Below are 16,784 nucleotides of genomic sequence, written 5' to 3' on the forward strand. Positions count from 1 at the left end.
CGAAGGGCCCCTTTCCCGGACGGAAAGGGGCCCTTCGCCGTGCTCAGTTCCAGGTGCGGGTGCGCAGCGGCATGTCCGACGCCCCGGACTCGGGGGTACGGACGGCCAGGACCTGGTTGACGCCGATGCGGTTGTGTTCGAAGGCCAGCGCGGAGGCCGCCATGTACAGGCGCCAGACGCGGGCGCGGCCGGGGCTGGTCAGCTGGACGGCACGCTGCCAGTCCGCCTCCAGGCGTGCGACCCACTGGCGCAGGGTGAGGGCGTAGTGCTCGCGGATCGCCTCGACGTCGCGTACCTCGAACCCGGCGCGCTCCAGCCGGTCCACGGTGCTGCCGATCGGCTGGAGCTCGCCGTCGGGGAAGACGTAGGAGTCGATGAACGCGTCGACGCTGTACGTCGTCTCGTCCCCCCGCGGGCGGCGGGCGATCTGGTGGTTCAGGAGCCGCCCGCCGGACCTGAGGAGGTTGTACAGGTCGGCGGCGTACTCCAGGTACCGCTCGGCGCCGACGTGTTCGGCCATGCCGATGGAGGAGATCGCGTCGTAGGGCCCGTCGCGGACTTCGCGGTAGTCCTGGACGCGGATCTCGACCTTGTCGGTGAGGCCCTCGTCGGCGACGCGCTTGCGGGCGTAGGCGGCCTGCTCCTGCGAGAGCGTGACGCCGACGACGCTCACGCCGTGCTCGCGGGCGGCGTGGATGGCCATGGAGCCCCAGCCGCAGCCGACGTCGAGCAGCCGCCTGCCGGGGCTCAGGCCGAGCTTGCGGCAGACGAGTTCGAGCTTGTCCCGCTGGGCCTGTTCGAGGGTGCTGTCCGGGGTGGGCCAGTAGGCGCAGGAGTACACCATGGACGGGCCGAGGACGATCTCGTAGAAGTCGTTGCCGACGTCGTAGTGGTGGCTGATGGCGCGCCGGTCGGTGCGCTTGGTGTGCAGGTGGCGGCGGGGGCTGCGGGTCTCCTCGCGGGGCGGGGCGGGCGGCAGCGGGGGTCCGGCGAGTCTGACCAGTCCGCGGACGGCGGCGCGGACCTCGGGGTCGCGCAGGGCCTCGGCGAGGGTGCGGGCGTCGTCGCCGCGCTCCCAGATGAGTCCGGCCAGCAGATCGAGGGTCGTGTAGAGGTCGCCCTCGATGTCGAGGTCTCCCGCCACCCAGGCGCGGGCCAGGCCCAGTTCGCCCGGCTTCCACAGCAGGCGGCGCAGCGCGCGGCGGTTGCGTACGACCAGAGTCGGCGCGCCCGGCGGGCCCGCCTGCGAACCGTCCCAGGCGCGGATGCGCACCGGGAGCGGTGCTCCCAGCAACTGTGTGAAGAGGCCCTGCAGCCGCGACGCGGCGTCTGCCATGGTGTACACCTCCGTTAGGGGTATCCCCTGCTCGAGCGAAGTCGAGAGCTTGGGGAAGGGGAATCCCGGAATGTCCAACACCACGTAAGCACCTGCGGGGCTTCGGCGCAGTCCCCGGCACGCGTCATGTCTGGGCAATACACGCCGAAGGGCCTCCCGCACCACGGATGGCGGGAGGCCCTTCGTCAGGCGGATGACCGACCGGAGGTCAGGAGGCCTTGGCCTTCTCCTCGGTCTTCTCCTTCGGCGCGGCGGCGACCGGGGCCGGCTTGGCGGCCTCGTAGAACTCCTCGCGCGGCGTCTCGATGGCGCCGAGCGAGACGACCTCGCGCTTGAGGAACATGCCGAGGGTCCAGTCGGCGAAGACGCGGATCTTGCGGTTCCAGGTCGGCATCGCCAGGCCGTGGTAGCCACGGTGCATGTACCAGGCGAGACGGCCCTTGAGCTTGATCTTCATCTTGCCCATGACGATCATCGCGACGCCCTTGTGGAGGCCGAGACCGGCCACCGCGCCCTTGTTGGCGTGGGCGTAGTCCTTCTGCGGGAAGCCCCGCATGCCGGACACCACGTTGTCGCCGAGGACCCGGGCCTGGCGCAGCGCGTGCTGGGCGTTCGGCGGGCACCAGGCGTTCTCGTTGCCCGCCTTGCGGCCGACGAGGTCCGGGACCTGGGCGTTGTCGCCGGCGGCCCAGATGTAGTCGGTGCCCTTGACCTGGAGGGTCGGCTCGCAGTCGACGTGACCGCGGGGGCCGAGGGGCAGGCCGTAGCGGGTGAGGGCCGGGTTGGGCTTGACGCCGGCGGTCCAGACGATGGTGCTGGAGTCGACCTCGAGGCCGTTCTTCAGCACCACGTGGCCGTCGACGCAGGAGTCCATGGAGGTGGACAGGTAGACCTCGACACCGCGGCCCTCGAGGTGCTCCTTGCCGTACTTGCCGAGCTTGGGACCCACCTCGGGGAGGATCTTGTCGGCGGCGTCGACCAGGATGAAGCGCATGTCCTCACGGGACACGTTCTTGTAGTACTTGGCCGCGTCGCGGGCCATGTCCTCGACCTCGCCGATGGTCTCCGCACCGGCGAACCCGCCGCCCACGAAGACGAAGGTGAGCGCCTTGCGGCGGATCTCCTCGTCGGTGGTGGAGTCGGCCTTGTCCAGCTGCTCGAGGACGTGGTTGCGCAGGCCGATGGCCTCCTCGACGCCCTTCATTCCGATGCCCTGCTCGGCGAGGCCGGGGATCGGGAAGGTGCGGGAGACCGCGCCGAGCGCGATCACCAGGTAGTCGAAGGGCAGCTCGTAGGCCTCGCCGACCAACGGGGAGACCGTGGCGACCTTGCGGTCCTGGTCGATGGTGGTGACCCGGCCGGTGAGGACCTCCGCCTTGGGCAGCACGCGTCGCAGCGGGACGACGACGTGGCGCGGGGAGATGTTGCCGGCGGCGGCTTCGGGGAGGAAGGGCTGGTAGGTCATGTACGACCGGGGGTCGACGACCGTGACGGTCGCCTCGCCGTAGCGCATCTTCTTCTGGATGCGCCGAGCTGCGTACAGGCCTACGTACCCACCGCCTACTACGAGGATCCTGGGACGCTCCGTGGTGCTCATGCCATCGAGTATCCACCCGTCTCAGGGGGGTGGCTCGTGCGCCCCTTCACAAGCTCGGGTGGGCAGTGTGTTATCCTCCGCCGCCCGCGTGATCCACGTCATGGTGACAACCGGGCTCCTTTATGCACCTCGGAGCGTTGTCAATGCCGCGTGAGCTGCCTCTCTGTGCCCGAGGAGCCTCCGTGAGGCACTCCCCGAGGGGTACACCGAGCACCTCCCGGAACACCTCCATACCATGCTTCTGAACATGTTCAAAGGCCCGTTCAGTCCACGGACGGGTCAACGGGGCCCCTCTCGTCGCCCGGGAGGGCCGAATTCCTTGTGAAGAACTTCACGAACTTTTCCGACGGGCTGCCGCCGGAGGGTTCTTCCGAGCCCTCCGGCCGCGCTCATTCGTGATCCATGCCTGCTCAGAAGCGGGCTGGGCGACCGAGCGCGCGACGCCGTGGAGGATCGCGTACAAAGGTCACTCGGCGGACGCACAACTCCAAGCGATCCCGTCGAGGATGTCGTGCTCGCTGACGACGACCTCCTGCGCGCCGATCCGCTCCATGATCGACAGGAGTACGAGGGCGCCCGCCCCGATCACGTCGACCCGGCCCGGGTGCATGGAGGGCACGGCCGCGCGCTCGGCGTGGGTGGAGCGCAGCAGCCACCCGGTGATCTCGCGGACCCGGTCGTGGGAGACACGGGAGTGGTGGATGGCCTCGGAGTCGTACTCGGGCAGCTCCTGCGCGATCGCCGACACGGTCGTCACCGAACCGGCCAGGCCGACCAGCGTGCGCGCCTCGCGCAGCGGAACCGTCTGCTCGGCGAGGTCGAGCGCGGCCTCGATATCGGCCCGCATCGCAGCGATCTGCTCCTCGGACGGCGGGTCGCTCACCACCCCGTCCCGGACCAGGTGACGCTCGGTCATCCGGACGCAGCCGATGTCCACCGAGCGCGCCGCACGCACATGGTCGTCGCCCACGACGAACTCGGTCGAACCGCCGCCGATGTCCACGACCAGGTAGGGCTTCGGGAGGTGGTCGCCCCCGGCGAGCTCCTTGGTGGCGCCGGTGAAGGAGAACTCGGCCTCCTGGTCCCCGGAGATCACCTCGGGCTCGACGCCCAGGATGTCCAGCACACCGCGCACGAACTCGTCCCGGTTCTCGGCGTCCCGGGAGGCGGAGGTCGCCACGAACCGCAGCCGCTCCGCCCCGTGCTCCTTGATGATCCCGGCGTACTCGCGGCACGCCGCGAAGGTCCGCCGCAGCGCCTCGGGGGCGAGCCGGCCGGTGCGGTCGACACCCTGCCCGAGCCGCACGATCGTCATCCGGCGGTCCAGGTCGGTCAGCTCTCCGGTGGCGGGGTCGGCGTCGGCGACCAGGAGCCGGATGGAGTTCGTGCCGCAGTCCACGGCCGCGACACGGGTCACTGGGCGTCCTCCTCGGCGGTCGTCACACAGGCGCCCTTGCGCCACCACTCCGGCAGCATCGCCAGCGCCTCGTCGCCCAGCGGGTTCACACCCGGCCCCGCGGCCAGGGAGTGGGCCACCAGGACGTGCAGGCACTTCACCCGGTCCGGCATGCCGCCCGCGCTCGGGAAGTTCTTCAGTTCCTCGATCTCGTCGCGCCGCCGGATGTAGTCCTCGTGCGCGGCCCGGTACGCCGCCGCCAGCTCCGGGTCCGAGGCCAGCCGCTCGGTCATCTCCTTCATCACGCCGTTGGCCTCCAGCGTGCCGATGGCCGAGTTCGCCTTCGGGCACGTCAGGTAGTACAGCGTGGGGAACGGCGTGCCGTCCGGCAGCCGCGGGGCCGTCTCGACGACGTCCGGCTGTCCGCACGGGCAGCGGTGCGCGATCGCGCGCAGACCGCGCGGGGGCCGACCGAGCTGCTGCTTGAAGGCCTCGACGTCGGTGTCGGTGGGCTCGGTGCGCGGGGTGGTCGGCGGAGGCGTTTCCATGACTGTCTTCAGGCTGTCTTTCTCTGGGTTCAGGTCACTGACTGGGGCTCGGTCACTGGTCGGAGGCGTCGGCCTTGTCGACCCCGTCCCAGACGTTCGAGTACCAGGGGCGGTCGGCCGCCCCCAGGTCCGTGCGCGACTGCTTCGCCGCCTGCGGGTCGACGACGATGAAGCCCGTCTCCCCCGGCATGACGTAGTGCAACCGCTTCCGGATCTGCTGCTCGGCGTACGCGTCGTCCTGCCAGCGCGCCTTCAGGTCGCGCAGCCGTTCGACGCGCTCGCGGGCCTGCTGCTGTTCGCGCTGGAGGTCGTCGATCTCGGCGCGCTGCGAGACGTACTCCCGCATCGGGTAGGCCAGGGCCACGATCAGCGAGCACATCACCAGGGCGAGCAGCGCGGCCCGGCCGGTCAGCCGCGAGCGGCGGGCCTGGCGTTTGGTCTGGGAGCGGTAGACCCGGGCCGCGGTCTGCTCGCCGAGCAACCGGATCCTGGTCGCGGTGGAGAACCGGTCCCGGTCCTTCACGGCCATCTGTCCGCCTCCCGCTCCACCGTCCTACGCGCGTACGTCCCCGGACACGGTACGGGACCGAGTACGGGGACGTACGTACGACGCTGCTACTTACGGGACGGGTCAGCCCTTGCTGTGCCTAATAGTTCGCGGAGCGAAACCGCGGGAAGGCGCTGCGGCCGGCGTAGACGGCGGCGTCGTCGAGGATCTCCTCGATGCGCAGCAGCTGGTTGTACTTGGCGACGCGCTCGGAGCGGGCCGGGGCGCCGGTCTTGATCTGGCCGCAGTTGGTGGCGACGGCCAGGTCGGCGATGGTGACGTCCTCGGTCTCGCCGGAGCGGTGCGACATCATGCACTTGAAGCCGTTGCGCTGCGCCAGCTCGACGGCGTCCAGGGTCTCGGTGAGCGAACCGATCTGGTTGACCTTGACCAGGAGCGCGTTGGCGGCGCCCTCGTCGATGCCGCGGGCCAGGCGCTCCGGGTTGGTGACGAACAGGTCGTCGCCGACGAGCTGGACCTTGTCGCCGAGCTTGGCGGTGATGGTCTTCCAGCCGTCCCAGTCGTCCTCGAACAGCGGGTCCTCGATGGACACGAGCGGGTACGCGTCGACGAGCTCCGCGTAGTACTCGGTCATCTCGGCGGCCGAGCGGTCCTTGCCCTCGAAGGTGTAGACGCCGTCCTTGTAGAACTCGGACGCGGCGACGTCGAGGGCGAGGGCGATCTGCTCACCGGGGGTGTAGCCGGCCTCCTTGACGGCCTCGAGGATGAGGTCGAGGGCCTCACGGTTGGAGCCGAGGTTCGGGGCGAAGCCGCCTTCGTCGCCAAGGCCGGTGGCCAGGCCCTTGCTCTTCAGGACCTTCTTCAGCGTGTGGTAGACCTCGGCGCCCCAGCGCAGGGCCTCGGAGAAGGACTCCGCGCCGATCGGGGCGATCATGAACTCCTGGATGTCCACGTTGGAGTCGGCGTGCGAGCCGCCGTTCAGGATGTTCATCATCGGCACCGGCAGCAGGTGCGCGTTGGGGCCGCCCAGGTAGCGGAACAGCGGCAGGTCGCTGGCCTCGGAGGCGGCGTGGGCGACGGCGAGGGAGACGCCGAGGATGGCGTTGGCGCCGAGCGAACCCTTGTTGTCGGTGGCGTCCAGGTCGAACATCGCCTGGTCGATCAGGCGCTGCTCGGTGGCGTCGTAGCCGACCAGCTCCGGGCCGATCTGCTCGATGACCGCGAGGACGGCTTTCTCCACACCCTTGCCGAGGTAGCGGTTCGAGTCGCCGTCGCGGAGCTCGATGGCCTCGAAGGCGCCCGTGGAGGCGCCGGACGGGACGGCGGCACGACCGGTGCTGCCGTCGTCGAGGCCGACCTCGACCTCGACCGTGGGGTTGCCTCGGGAGTCCAGGATTTCCCGGGCTACGACGACGTCGATGGACGGCACGAGCATCTCCTTCTTGGTGTGACGCGGGTACGCGGGTCGCGTGGACCCGGCGAGGTGCGGGCCGCGGTGGCTCGCGACATGAGCCTAACCGGCTCGGGCCGATCGGCCACCGGGTCGCCCACCCCATGGACAGAACCGAGAGTAAATTGTTTCCGAACGGAACAAAGCTGGAGGGCGAAGACCGGCCGAAAGCCGGGCAGAAAAAACCCCGCCCCGGTGCGTACGGGGGATGACGCACCGGGGCGGGGAGCCCATGGACCCTGGGCGGGCCGCTGCCTACTTCAGGTGCAGCTGCTGGCCCGGGTAGATGAGGTTGGCGTCCTCGACGATGTCCTTGTTCAGCTGGAACAGCTTCTCCCAGCCGCCCTTGACGTTCTCGTCCTCGGCGATCGAGCTCAGGGTGTCACCCTTGACGACCTTGTACTCGCCGTCGCCCTTCTTGACCTTCTTGCCGGTCGGGGTGGTGACGGTCTTCTTGGCCGCCGGGCGCTCGTCGGAGCGGGAGGCCGGCTGCTGCTGGGTCTCGCGGGACTCGGTGCTCTGCTGGTTCTGCTGCGAGGAACTGCCGGAGTCGCTCGAGGAGCCGCCGCCGGTGTAACCGGCGCTCGACAGGCCCTTGCCGCAGACCGGCCAGGCACCCTTGCCCTGGCCCGCCAGGACCTTCTCGGCGATCTCGATCTGCTGCGCCTTGGTGGCCTGGTCGGCGGTGGAGGCGTACTTGGTGCCGCCGTAGCCGGACCAGGTGGAGGCCGAGAACTGCAGGCCCCCGTAGTAGCCGTTGCCGGTGTTGATGGACCAGTTGCCGCCGGACTCGCACTGGGCGACGGTGTCCCACTCGGAAGCGGTGGCGGCGGAGGCGTTGCCGGCCGCCATCAGCGGGGCGGCTACGGCGGCACCGGTGACACCGGCGATGGCGATGGCGCGACTGGCCTTGGACGGACGGCGGTGCGTGCCCTTGCCGGAAAACAGCATGGAGAGATCCCCTCACCGACGCCTGCGAGGTGAGCTGTCGGGTTCGGGCCGGTTGAGTTGCCCGGCCGCGTCCCTCCCGGGACACGGCTTCACCCCAAGCCCTTCCGGCACAACCGGCCGGTCGGGCACCTACCTTGGGTCCCCCGCTCCTGCCTACGGCGCTTGACGCGACGACTGTTCCCGTACCGCCGCTGGCAGGATTCGGCGTTGCGGCAGCCGGGGCTCGCGGTGACGAGCGGTCACGACCGTAGACACGCGATCCGCCGAATTTCAAAGACGATCAGGGCTTCTGAGATCTATCTCTCACGGGCCACAAACAGGACATTCATCGCGAATCATGACGTGAACTCGTGTGCTTTGGGGGCGACTTCCACCCCTGTTTCCGCACTGCCCGAACGGCTACTTCTCGTCCCCTTCGCCCGCCACGGTGAGCTTCTGACCGGGGTGGATGAGGTTCGGGTCGGTACCGACGGCCTTCTCGTTGCCGTCGTAGAGCACGCGCCATCCGCCGCTGACCCGAAGGGCGTCGGCGATGGACCAGAGACTGTCACCGACGCCCACGATGTAGTCGCCTTGGGGCGCGTCAGGAGAGTCCTCGTCGCCGCGCGAGGAGTGACGGCCCGTGGACTCGTCCGCGCGGCCGCTCTCGGGCGTGCCGGTCTCGTCGGCGCTCGGGCCGCGATGACGACCGGAGCCGGTGTCGGTCAGCGCCGAGGAGTCGTCACTCTGCTGCGAGTTGCCGGACCGGCCGCTCTCGGGGGCGGCCGACTCAGCGCCGTCGGACTGCCGGCCAGCCGATGAGTCGGAGGATTCAGGCGTCTTGTCGGACTTGTCGGTTTCGTCACTAGCGGGTGACGATGCGTCAGGCGACGACGACGGGGACGTGGAAGGGCTCGCGGACGGGGACGGATCCAGCGAGTCGAGCAGACCACGCGAGTCCTCCGAACCGGACGATTCGGATGAGTCGGACGAGCCCGACCCCTTGTCCTGCTGAAGGCCGGAGAGCAGTCCGCAGGTGCGCCACGTGCCGACCCCCTGGTCGGCGAGGATTCTCTCGGCGACGGATATCTGCTGAGAGCGGCTGGCCAGGTCGGCGCTCGCGGCGTAGTCGAGGCCGCCGTGGTTCTCCCAGTCCTCCTGGGACAACTGCAGGCCGCCGTAGTAGCCGTTGCCGCTGTTCTGGCTCCAGGCGCCACCGGTCTCGCAGTCCGCGACCCGGTCCCAGGTCGTGCCGTCGGCCGCACTGGCGCCGGAGGCCCCGAGGAGCGGGATCGCGATGGCGGAGCCGGTCACTCCGGCCGCCAAGAGGAGAGCCGGAGCCTGGCGGGGGCGACGGTGCCGACCGTTCCCGGAGAGCATACGGAGACCTTTCGCGAGACAGCTGTGACCACGCGGTGGGAATCCCGGGCCGCGTTGATGGGTGAACGTATCGGCAGACGATCACTTGTCACAAGTTCATGCCGCGTAGATCACGTGAAGATCACAGGTCTGATGTTTCGTCACTTTCAGCCGGTGTGAACTCCACCGGCAGCGTGCGCAGCCCGCGCATGATGAGGCCGCCGCGCCATCTCAGCTCGGCCGGATCCGCCGCGAGCCGGAGGTCCGGAAGGCGGGTGAGGAGGGTGGCGAGCGCGGCCTGGCCCTCCAGGCGGGCGAGCGGGGCACCGAGGCAGTAGTGGATGCCGTGGCCGTACCCGAGGTGCTGGTTGTCGCGGCGGGCGAGGTCCAGCACGTCCGGATCGGCGAACCGCTCCGGGTCCCGGTCCGCGGCGGCCAGGACGACGAGGACGGGGTCGCCGGCCTCGATGCGCTGCCCGCCGAGGGTCAGGGGCTGCGTGGCGAAGCGCCAGGTGGCGAGTTCGACGGGGCCGTCGTAGCGGAGGAGTTCCTCGACGCCGGTCTCCAGGAGGGCGGTCTCCCCGGCGGCGAGGGAGCCCTGGAGCCGTGCGCGCTGCCCGGGATGGGTGAGCAGGGCGTAGGTGCCGTTGCCGATCAGGTTCACGGTCGTCTCGAAACCGGCGAACAGCAGGATGAAGGCCATGGCCGCCGCCTCGTTCTCGGTGAGGTGCTCGCCGTGGTCGGAGGCGCGGATGAGACCGGAGATGAGGTCCTCGCCGGGGGCGGCCTCGGCGGGCAGCGCCTCCCGCTTGCGGTGGATGAGGTCGGCGAGGTAGCCGCGCATCTTCTTCACGGACCGCGCCACGCCGCCCCGGGGGCCGCCCTGGTGACGGATCATCATGCCCGCCCAGTCGCGGAAGTCGTCCTGGTCCTCGCGCGGGACGCCGAGCAGGTCGCAGATGGCGTAGATGGGGAGCGGGAAGGCGAACTCGTGGATCAGGTCGGCGGACCCCTTCCGCGCGAACCCGTCGATGAGGGAGTCGGTGAGCTCCTGCACCCGCGGCGCGAACTCGGCGACCCGGCGGGGCGTGAACGCCTTGGACACGAGCCGCCGCAGCCGGGTGTGGTCCGGCGGGTCGATGTTCAGCAGATGCGTCATCAGCTCGGCCTTGCGCTCCCCGGGGATCCCGGTCTTGCCCCTGGCGTGCGCGGGCTCGTGGTGATGCGCCGGGTTCTTGGAGAGCCGGTTGTCGGCGAGCGTCTGCTTTGCGTCGGCGTACCGGGTGACCAGCCAGGCCTCCACACCGCTGGGGAGCCGCGTCTTGTGGACGGGGCTGTGCTCGCGGAGCCAGGCGTAGGCGGGGTAGGGGTTGCTCGCGAACTCCCAGGTGAAGAGGTCGGGAGCGGTCGCGGGGGTGCGGGTCTGGGGCTGGTCGGTCACGCCCCGACCGTATCCGGCTTCGGGGAGCGCCCCTGCTTCCGCTCCGGCATCCCGGAGTCCCCCCTCTTCCGTCCCGGCATCCCGGAGCGCCCCTGCCCCGGAGCGCTCAGCTCTCCGCCTCCCTGATCGCGTCCCGGTACGCGCGGGCCGCCGCTCTCAGGGCCGCTTCCGGGTCGACGCCCTCGGACTCGGCGCGGACGGCCAGAGCCAGGAGGTCGTAGCCGACGCCCTCGACGGGTGGGAGCGGTATGTCGAGGTTCGCGGTGCGGGCGCGGGAGGCCAGCTTGGCGGCGAGGGCCAGGCCGGGCTGGCCGAGGGGGATGCCCTCGGTGATCGAGGTGCGCTGCTTCTCGACCGCCTTGGTGCGCAGCCAGTGCTCCTTGACCTCTTCCGGGGTGGTGGCCGTCGCGTCGCCGAAGACATGCGGATGACGGTGGATCAGCTTGGCGACGATGCCGCCGGCCACGTCGTCGATGGAGAAGGGGGTCTCCCCCTCTTCCGGGCGGGCCTCTTCAGCGATGCGGGAGTGGAACACGACCTGGAGCAGAACGTCGCCGAGCTCCTCGCGCAGCTCGTCGCGGTCCCCCTCCTCGATCGCCTCGACGAGTTCGTACGCCTCCTCGATGCCGTACTTGGCCAGGCCCTCGTGGGTCTGCTGGGAGGACCAGGGGCACTCGGCGCGGATGCGGTCCATGACCTGGACGAGGTCGAGGAGCCGGGCGCCCGGCAGGTCGTAGGAGGCGGGCAGCAGCTCCAGCTCGGGCATGGCGATCCGGCCGGTGCCGGCGAGGCGGGCCAGGCCGTCCGTCAGGACCGGTTCGCCCTCGCCGGTCGCCACCACGACCACCGCGCGTCCGCCGGCGCAGGCGCCGACCAGTTCCTGAGCGGTCGGGGACGCCTCGGCGACGGTGATCCCCGCCTCGCGCAGATACGGCAGCTGCGGGTGCGCACCGTCCGCGCACAGGACCCGGTCGGCCGCGTGCAGCGCCTGCCAGGCGGGCCAGGAGAGCAGGCCGGGGGCGACGCGGTGGCTGGTGGTGAGCAGGATGATGCGGCCAGGGGCAGCGGCCGCATCGGGAGCGGTCCGCTCGGGGCCCGGGGTGGCTTCGGGGCTGTTGGCGTTCACGGTTCGAAGCTATCCCACGCCGCCGACGGTCCCCGAAGTTGTCCACAGGCCCGGGAGCGGATTCCCTGCCTGGCCTGCCCGCCCCGCCTGGCCTGCCTGCCCTGCACCTGCTCTACATGCCCTGCTGGGTCTGCGCCGCCGTGACGTCCCGCACCCACGGCGTCTTGGCGTCGGCACGGCTGCTCTTCTGGACGTCCCAGGTGCCGTAGCGCGGGTTGAGGTCGACGTTCAGGTCCTTGGAGGCGTCGGAGAGCGCCTTCCAGAACTCGGGACGGTCGGTGTTCGTGCCGAGCTCCTCGGCGAGCTTCTGGGCCTCCAGCTGGAGGCGGAGGTTCTCGTCGAGGCGCTGCGGCGGGATGCCGTACTGCTGGAGCCAGGCCGTCTCCAGCGCCTCGGCGCCGCCGGCCTGCTGTTCCAGGCCGGAGCGCATCGCCTGGATCTCCTTGCGGGAGACGGTCACCCCGGCGTCCTCGGCGGCGCGGTGCAGCACCCTGTCCAGGACCATGGTGTGCAGGGTGTCGCGGGTGAGGGTGCCGGTTCTGGCGATGACCTGCTGGTACTGGGCCTCGTCCTGCACGGCCGCCCGCTGGGCCGCGCGTACCTCGCCGACCCGCTCGTCCAGCTGGGAGACGGTGATCCGCTGGCCGCCCACCACGGCTGCCGCGCCGGGATGCGCGTCGCTTCCACAGGCGGTGAGAAGGGGCGCCGCGGCGGCGATCGAGGCGGTGAGGAGGAGCGCGGTGCGACGGCGGCGGTGCAAGGAAACCTCCCGAGGAGATTGTGCGACGGTGCACAAGGTCTTGCGATGATCGATGGTAGGCAGTGGCCAAGCTCTGGCCAACCCATTCGACCAACGATTCACCGGGACTTCCGGCACCGCCGCGCCACCCCCGGGGCGGTCGTCAGCCGCGGACCTGCCCCAGCCACTGCAGTGTCCTGCGGATTTCCGTGCCGATCGGGTGCCCGGGGCCGTGGGTGCGCTCCACGTCGTGCAGCAGGCGGGCGAGGGTGTCGTGAGCGGCGCCTCGGTCGCCGAGGGCGAGCAGGAGGTGCCCGATCCGGCGGCGGACGTCGTGCGCGAGCTCGGGTCCGCCGGCGGCGACGTACTGGTTCTCGTAGTACGGCAGCAGCGCCCGGTACTCGGCGAGCGCCGCGGCCGGTTCGCCCAGCTGTTCGAGGCACTGGGCGGCCTCGTAGCGGTGGCGCAGGGCTTGCGGGTCGGCCTGGCCCGCCTCGGCGGCGCGTTCGTCGGCGAGCCGGCGCAGCTCGGGCAGGGCGCGCCGGTACTGGCCGTCGTCCAGGAGCGTCGCCGCGTACTGCTTGCGCAGGGTGCGGACGACCGGGGAGTGCGCGCCGTGCTGTTCGGCGGCGGCGGGCAGGATCGCCCCGAGGATGTCCACGGCCTGGGTGACACGGCCTTCGCCGAGGAGCCGCTTGACCTCGTCGACGGCGCGGGCGATGTCCGTCTGCCCCGGAGTCCCGGTGACCGGTGTGGCGGGCGTGGGCTGGGGCGCTGGGGTGCGCGCACGGTCCGGCCACGGGGCGTGCGGGCGCAGGAACGGGCGGGTGGGGTCCAGGGCCGCTCCGGTGGGCGTCCCTCGCGCGGGCAGGAGCAGCTCCAGGTGCTCGTAGACCTCCTGCGCGGAGGCGGGCCGGTGCTGCGGATCCTTGGCGAGGAGGCGCAGGACGAGGGCCTCCAGGGCCTCGGGGACTTCGGGGCGGGTGCGGCGCACGGGCAGCGGCGGCTCGTACAGGTGCCGGTGCAGGACTCCGAGGGCCGTGGAGCCGGAGAAGGGGACGTCGCCGCTGAGCAGCTCGTGCAGGACCACGCCCAGCGCGTACAGGTCGGTGTAGGGGCCGACCGCGCCGCCCATCGCCTGCTCGGGGGCCATGTAGGCGGGCGAGCCGATGGGGGTGCCGGTGTGGGTGAGACGGGTGGTGTCCGCGTCCATGACGGAGGCGACGCCGAGGTCGAGGACGCTGACCGTGCCGTCCTGCTTCACCATCACGTTGCGCGGCTTGAGGTCACGGTGGACGATCGGCACGGCGTGCACGGCGCTCAGCACGGCGCACAGCTGCGCGGCGACCGCGACCGCCCACTGCCAGGGGTACGGGTCGTGCTCGGCGAGGTGACCGGCGAGGTCGGCGCCGTCGATGTACTGCATGACGAGGAACAGCTCCTCGCCCTCGCTGCCCGCGTCGTGCACGGTGACCAGGCCGGGATGGTCGACCTGCGCGGTCACCCGGCACTCACGCACGAACCGGCGGCGCAGTTCCTCCGCGTCCTGGCCGGCCACCTTGTCGGGGCGCAGCAGCTTCACCGCCACGCGCCGGTCGAGCCGCTGGTCGTAGGCCGTCCAGACCTGGCCCATGCCGCCCTGCCCGAGGACCGTGGACAGTTCGTAGCGGCCGGCGACGACACGTCCCGCGGCCCCGGTCACCGTCCGCCCTCGTGGTTGCCGTCCCGGGGTCCTTCGCCCTCGTGCCGGCGCAGGTAGTCGCTGAGCTCGTCGAGTTCGGCGCGGACCTGGTCGATGCGGGCGGGGGCGGGGCGCTGGGGGGACGGGGGCGGCTGGATCGGGCCCTGGGCATGGGGCGTGGCGTCGTGGGGGGCCGGTGTGTGAGGTGCCGGGGGCTGCGGGACGGGCGTGGACGTCGGGGCGTACGGCGGCGCGGGCTGCGGATAGCCGTACGGGGTGTGCACGACGGTCGGCGCGTGGGGCGAGGCGTAACCGGCGAACTTCCGCCGCTCGCCGTGGTGGCCGATGTCCACGACGAGGAAGTGGATGGCGGCGCCCGCTCCGAGCAGCAGGACCATGGCCAGCGCGATGTCGGTGCGGTAGTCGCCCTCCGGCAGAGCGCCGACCACGGCGAAACACGCGATGGACAGCGGCAGGCTCACCCAGGCCAGCACCCAGTCGAGGGCCCGTCCGCGCAGGACGGCGACCCGGAACAGCGGTACGCAGGCCAGCACGCCGCACGTGAGGAAACCGGCTGCGACGAACAGCACCCGCAGGGAGATGACCGTTGCCGCGCTGCGGGGAGGCGGTGCCGCGCCGTGGCCGTACATGACTGCTCCTGGACCGGTGTGGCCGATGGGGACGGACGTGCGAGTGACAGACCCTGTTGGGGAATCCGAGCGTATAGCCCGACACGGACAACCGGTCACGGGTTGTACCGAACCGTTGTCATGCTGATCACTTCGTGTGAACAGCCGTCCCGGGGCCGGTCGCGGCCGACCGTCCGTCATGCCCTACAAAGGGTGCCGCATCCACACGTTGGGCTCGACGTACACCGCGTACCCGCGCTCCACCTCGCAGCGCACCGGCACCAGACCGCCGGGCACCTCGATGTCGCCGTCGGTGTCGAAGGGCAGGCCCGTCCAGCGGCGCCAGTCCGCGAGCGGGGCGGACACCGTCATGGACGCCGGTGCCACCGAGTCGATGGTGGCACCGGCCCGGGCGTGGACGCGCAGCCACGGGTCCTGAGGCAGGCCGTCGGGGCGGAAGCGGTGGGCGTACTCCTCCATCGGCGTGTGCGGTTCGAGGTGTTTGGCGTTGGGGCGGACCGGGGCTACGACCTCGCGGAAGCCGCGGGCCCGGGCGTTGTCGCGCATGGCCGAGAGCATCACCGCGGACAGGCCGCGGCCCTGTGCCTGCGGGGCGACGGAGACCGAGATCGCGCTGGCGGTGTCGGGCCGGACTCCGCGCCGCAGGTCGGAGAAGGCCCACACCAGCACCGCGTCCCAGCCGTTGGCCGGCAGCCGGCCGCGGTGCTCGGCGTCGAGGGCGAACGGCACGCTGTAGGCGTTCGCCACGATCTCGCCCCGCTCGTCCTCGGCGAACAGGACGTACTCCGGGAGTTCGGTGGCGATCCGTGGGAAGTGGGCGGCGCCCACGAGGTCCTGGATCACGAACTCCGGCCAGCTGTCCGCCATCCCGACGACCCGCTCCAGCATGTCCGGGCGGTCGGCAAGGCTCGATATCTTCGGCTGCATGTGATCACGGTAGGCACGGGGGCGGACACCCGGAACCGAATTACCGAGCGGGCACCCGGTCCGCCGCGCCCCCGTAGAGCGGCGCGGTGCAACCGAGACCCACGGAGATGGCCAGGTCTCCGAGCCCATCGCCATCAACCGGCCTCCGGACAGGGACACTTACCCGCCGCACTGCTCCAGCATCATCTCCTTGTCGGCCGCCGTCACGGCGAGTTCGTACTTCAGCGACACCTGGGCGAAGCGCACCGAGTAGGCGCAGCGGATCTGCTTGTTCGGGGGGAGCCAGGACGCCGGGCCGGAGTCTCCCTTCGAGCCGTTGGTCGGCCCGTCCACCGGGACGAGGTTGAGCGGGTCGTTGGCGATGGACTCCCGCTTGTCCTTCGTCCAGCGCGAGGCGCCCATCTGCCAGTCGTACGACAGCGGCATGACGTGGTCTATCTGGACCTTGATCGCATGGGACTTGGTCCACTCGATGACCTTCCCGGTGTACGGGTCGTGCAGCGTCAGTGAGGTGACGACGCAGTCCGACCCCGCCCGGAAGCGCAGGTCTTCCCCGTCTCGTTTCAGAAGGTCGTTCCGCGTGTCGCAGCCGTTGCGGGAGAAGGGGACGTCGCGGGGTGCCGAGTCCATCCAGGCGTAGCCGAACTTGTCCCGTTCGTAGCCCGTCTTGGGGCCGCGGCCCTTCGTCGTCACCTTCTCGATCAGGGCACGCGCCTTCTCCTTGTCCGCGCTGGAAGTGATCGCCGCCAGCCCCGGCTTGGTGCCGTCCGGGTTGTCCAGCGGGCTCACGGCCCGTCCGTCACCGGCGGCCGGAACGCCGGAACCGGAGGGTCCACCACTGTCCGCGGGCGGGGCCAGGCCCTCGCAGCCGGCCAGTGCCGAACCGGTGAACACCATCGCGACAGCCAGTGCCGCCCCACCCCTCAGACGCCTCACCGTGCGCCCCTCCTCTGTCTGCGTGTTCCGCTCCGGCACGGGCGGCCGGTGCCCGGTCCCACGGTAGCGAGGAAGAGGTTCAGACCACATCGGGCCTCAATGCGCATTCTTCGCATCTCGCGCGTATCGTCGGTTCTGAGTCACCTCCGGAGGGAGCTTT

15 protein-coding genes and 1 riboswitch are annotated in these 16,784 nt (G+C 70.9%); all 15 genes read right to left on the minus strand.

Annotation, left to right across the window (positions count from 1 at the left end; all coding sequences use genetic code 11):
* Positions 1-43: 43 nt before the first annotated feature.
* A complete protein-coding gene (locus tag ACFU3E_RS14915) occupies positions 44-1,336 on the minus strand; it encodes a class I SAM-dependent methyltransferase (protein ID WP_384156832.1) in 1,293 nt (430 codons plus the stop codon).
* A 208-nt stretch (positions 1,337-1,544) separates the two neighbouring features.
* Positions 1,545-2,933: an NAD(P)/FAD-dependent oxidoreductase gene (locus ACFU3E_RS14920; protein WP_384156836.1), complete on the minus strand. Its 1,389-nt coding sequence runs from the start codon at positions 2,931-2,933 to the stop codon at positions 1,545-1,547.
* Between the two features lie 466 nt (positions 2,934-3,399).
* The gene (locus tag ACFU3E_RS14925; RefSeq protein ID WP_384156838.1) at positions 3,400-4,350 is read right to left on the minus strand and encodes an exopolyphosphatase; all 951 of its coding nucleotides are present in this window, start codon (positions 4,348-4,350) and stop codon (positions 3,400-3,402) included.
* Positions 4,347-4,877, minus strand: a complete 531-nt coding sequence (locus ACFU3E_RS14930) for a DUF501 domain-containing protein (protein ID WP_384156841.1) — start codon at positions 4,875-4,877, stop codon at positions 4,347-4,349. Before ACFU3E_RS14930 ends, ACFU3E_RS14925 begins: the two co-directional genes overlap by 4 nt.
* 52 nt (positions 4,878-4,929) lie before the next feature.
* Positions 4,930-5,406: a septum formation initiator family protein gene (locus ACFU3E_RS14935; protein WP_384156843.1), complete on the minus strand. Its 477-nt coding sequence runs from the start codon at positions 5,404-5,406 to the stop codon at positions 4,930-4,932.
* 118 nt (positions 5,407-5,524) lie between these two features.
* Positions 5,525-6,814: a phosphopyruvate hydratase gene (gene eno, locus ACFU3E_RS14940; protein WP_384156846.1), complete on the minus strand. Its 1,290-nt coding sequence runs from the start codon at positions 6,812-6,814 to the stop codon at positions 5,525-5,527.
* A 276-nt stretch (positions 6,815-7,090) separates the two neighbouring features.
* On the minus strand, positions 7,091-7,786 hold the full coding sequence (locus ACFU3E_RS14945) for a transglycosylase family protein (protein ID WP_384156849.1): 696 nt from the start codon (positions 7,784-7,786) through the stop codon (positions 7,091-7,093).
* 4 nt (positions 7,787-7,790) lie between these two features.
* A riboswitch (cyclic di-AMP (ydaO/yuaA leader) is annotated at positions 7,791-7,957 on the minus strand.
* Between the two features lie 228 nt (positions 7,958-8,185).
* On the minus strand, positions 8,186-9,145 hold the full coding sequence (locus ACFU3E_RS14950; protein ID WP_384156853.1) for a transglycosylase family protein: 960 nt from the start codon (positions 9,143-9,145) through the stop codon (positions 8,186-8,188).
* A gap of 121 nt (positions 9,146-9,266) precedes the next feature.
* The gene (locus ACFU3E_RS14955; RefSeq protein WP_384156856.1) at positions 9,267-10,565 is read right to left on the minus strand and encodes a cytochrome P450; all 1,299 of its coding nucleotides are present in this window, start codon (positions 10,563-10,565) and stop codon (positions 9,267-9,269) included.
* Positions 10,566-10,671: 106 nt separating this feature from the next.
* Positions 10,672-11,691 (minus strand): nucleoside triphosphate pyrophosphohydrolase, encoded by a 1,020-nt coding sequence (locus tag ACFU3E_RS14960; RefSeq protein ID WP_384156859.1) that lies wholly within the window; start codon positions 11,689-11,691, stop codon positions 10,672-10,674.
* Between the two features lie 112 nt (positions 11,692-11,803).
* Positions 11,804-12,451, minus strand: coding sequence for a SurA N-terminal domain-containing protein (locus ACFU3E_RS14965; protein WP_384156862.1), 648 nt, complete (start codon positions 12,449-12,451; stop codon positions 11,804-11,806).
* Positions 12,452-12,593: 142 nt separating this feature from the next.
* The gene (locus ACFU3E_RS14970) at positions 12,594-14,090 is read right to left on the minus strand and encodes a protein kinase (protein ID WP_384157174.1); all 1,497 of its coding nucleotides are present in this window, start codon (positions 14,088-14,090) and stop codon (positions 12,594-12,596) included.
* Between the two features lie 38 nt (positions 14,091-14,128).
* Positions 14,129-14,761 carry a hypothetical protein gene (locus tag ACFU3E_RS14975; RefSeq protein ID WP_248503661.1) on the minus strand — a complete coding sequence of 211 codons (633 nt, stop codon included), beginning with the start codon at positions 14,759-14,761 and terminating at the stop codon, positions 14,129-14,131.
* A gap of 183 nt (positions 14,762-14,944) precedes the next feature.
* On the minus strand, positions 14,945-15,688 hold the full coding sequence (locus ACFU3E_RS14980) for an N-acetyltransferase (RefSeq protein WP_384156867.1): 744 nt from the start codon (positions 15,686-15,688) through the stop codon (positions 14,945-14,947).
* Positions 15,689-15,847: 159 nt separating this feature from the next.
* Positions 15,848-16,624: an HNH endonuclease family protein gene (locus tag ACFU3E_RS14985; RefSeq protein ID WP_384156870.1), complete on the minus strand. Its 777-nt coding sequence runs from the start codon at positions 16,622-16,624 to the stop codon at positions 15,848-15,850.
* Between the last annotated feature and the right edge of the window lie 160 nt (positions 16,625-16,784).

This window comes from Streptomyces sp. NPDC057424 (assembly GCF_042803315.1).
Taxonomy (GTDB): domain Bacteria; phylum Actinomycetota; class Actinomycetes; order Streptomycetales; family Streptomycetaceae; genus Streptomyces.

Bases quoted from the DNA above. Each gene is read 5' to 3' on its own strand.
- ACFU3E_RS14980 (WP_384156867.1), bottom strand. From the start codon at position 15,688: ATGCAGCCGAAGATATCGAGCCTTGCCGACCGCCCGGACATGCTGGAG.
- ACFU3E_RS14920 (WP_384156836.1), bottom strand. From the start codon at position 2,933: ATGAGCACCACGGAGCGTCCCAGGATCCTCGTAGTAGGCGGTGGGTAC.
- ACFU3E_RS14945 (WP_384156849.1), bottom strand. From the start codon at position 7,786: ATGCTGTTTTCCGGCAAGGGCACGCACCGCCGTCCGTCCAAGGCCAGT.
- ACFU3E_RS14975 (WP_248503661.1), bottom strand. From the start codon at position 14,761: ATGTACGGCCACGGCGCGGCACCGCCTCCCCGCAGCGCGGCAACGGTC.
- ACFU3E_RS14915 (WP_384156832.1), bottom strand. From the start codon at position 1,336: ATGGCAGACGCCGCGTCGCGGCTGCAGGGCCTCTTCACACAGTTGCTG.
- ACFU3E_RS14950 (WP_384156853.1), bottom strand. From the start codon at position 9,145: ATGCTCTCCGGGAACGGTCGGCACCGTCGCCCCCGCCAGGCTCCGGCT.
- ACFU3E_RS14935 (WP_384156843.1), bottom strand. From the start codon at position 5,406: ATGGCCGTGAAGGACCGGGACCGGTTCTCCACCGCGACCAGGATCCGG.
- ACFU3E_RS14930 (WP_384156841.1), bottom strand. From the start codon at position 4,877: ATGGAAACGCCTCCGCCGACCACCCCGCGCACCGAGCCCACCGACACC.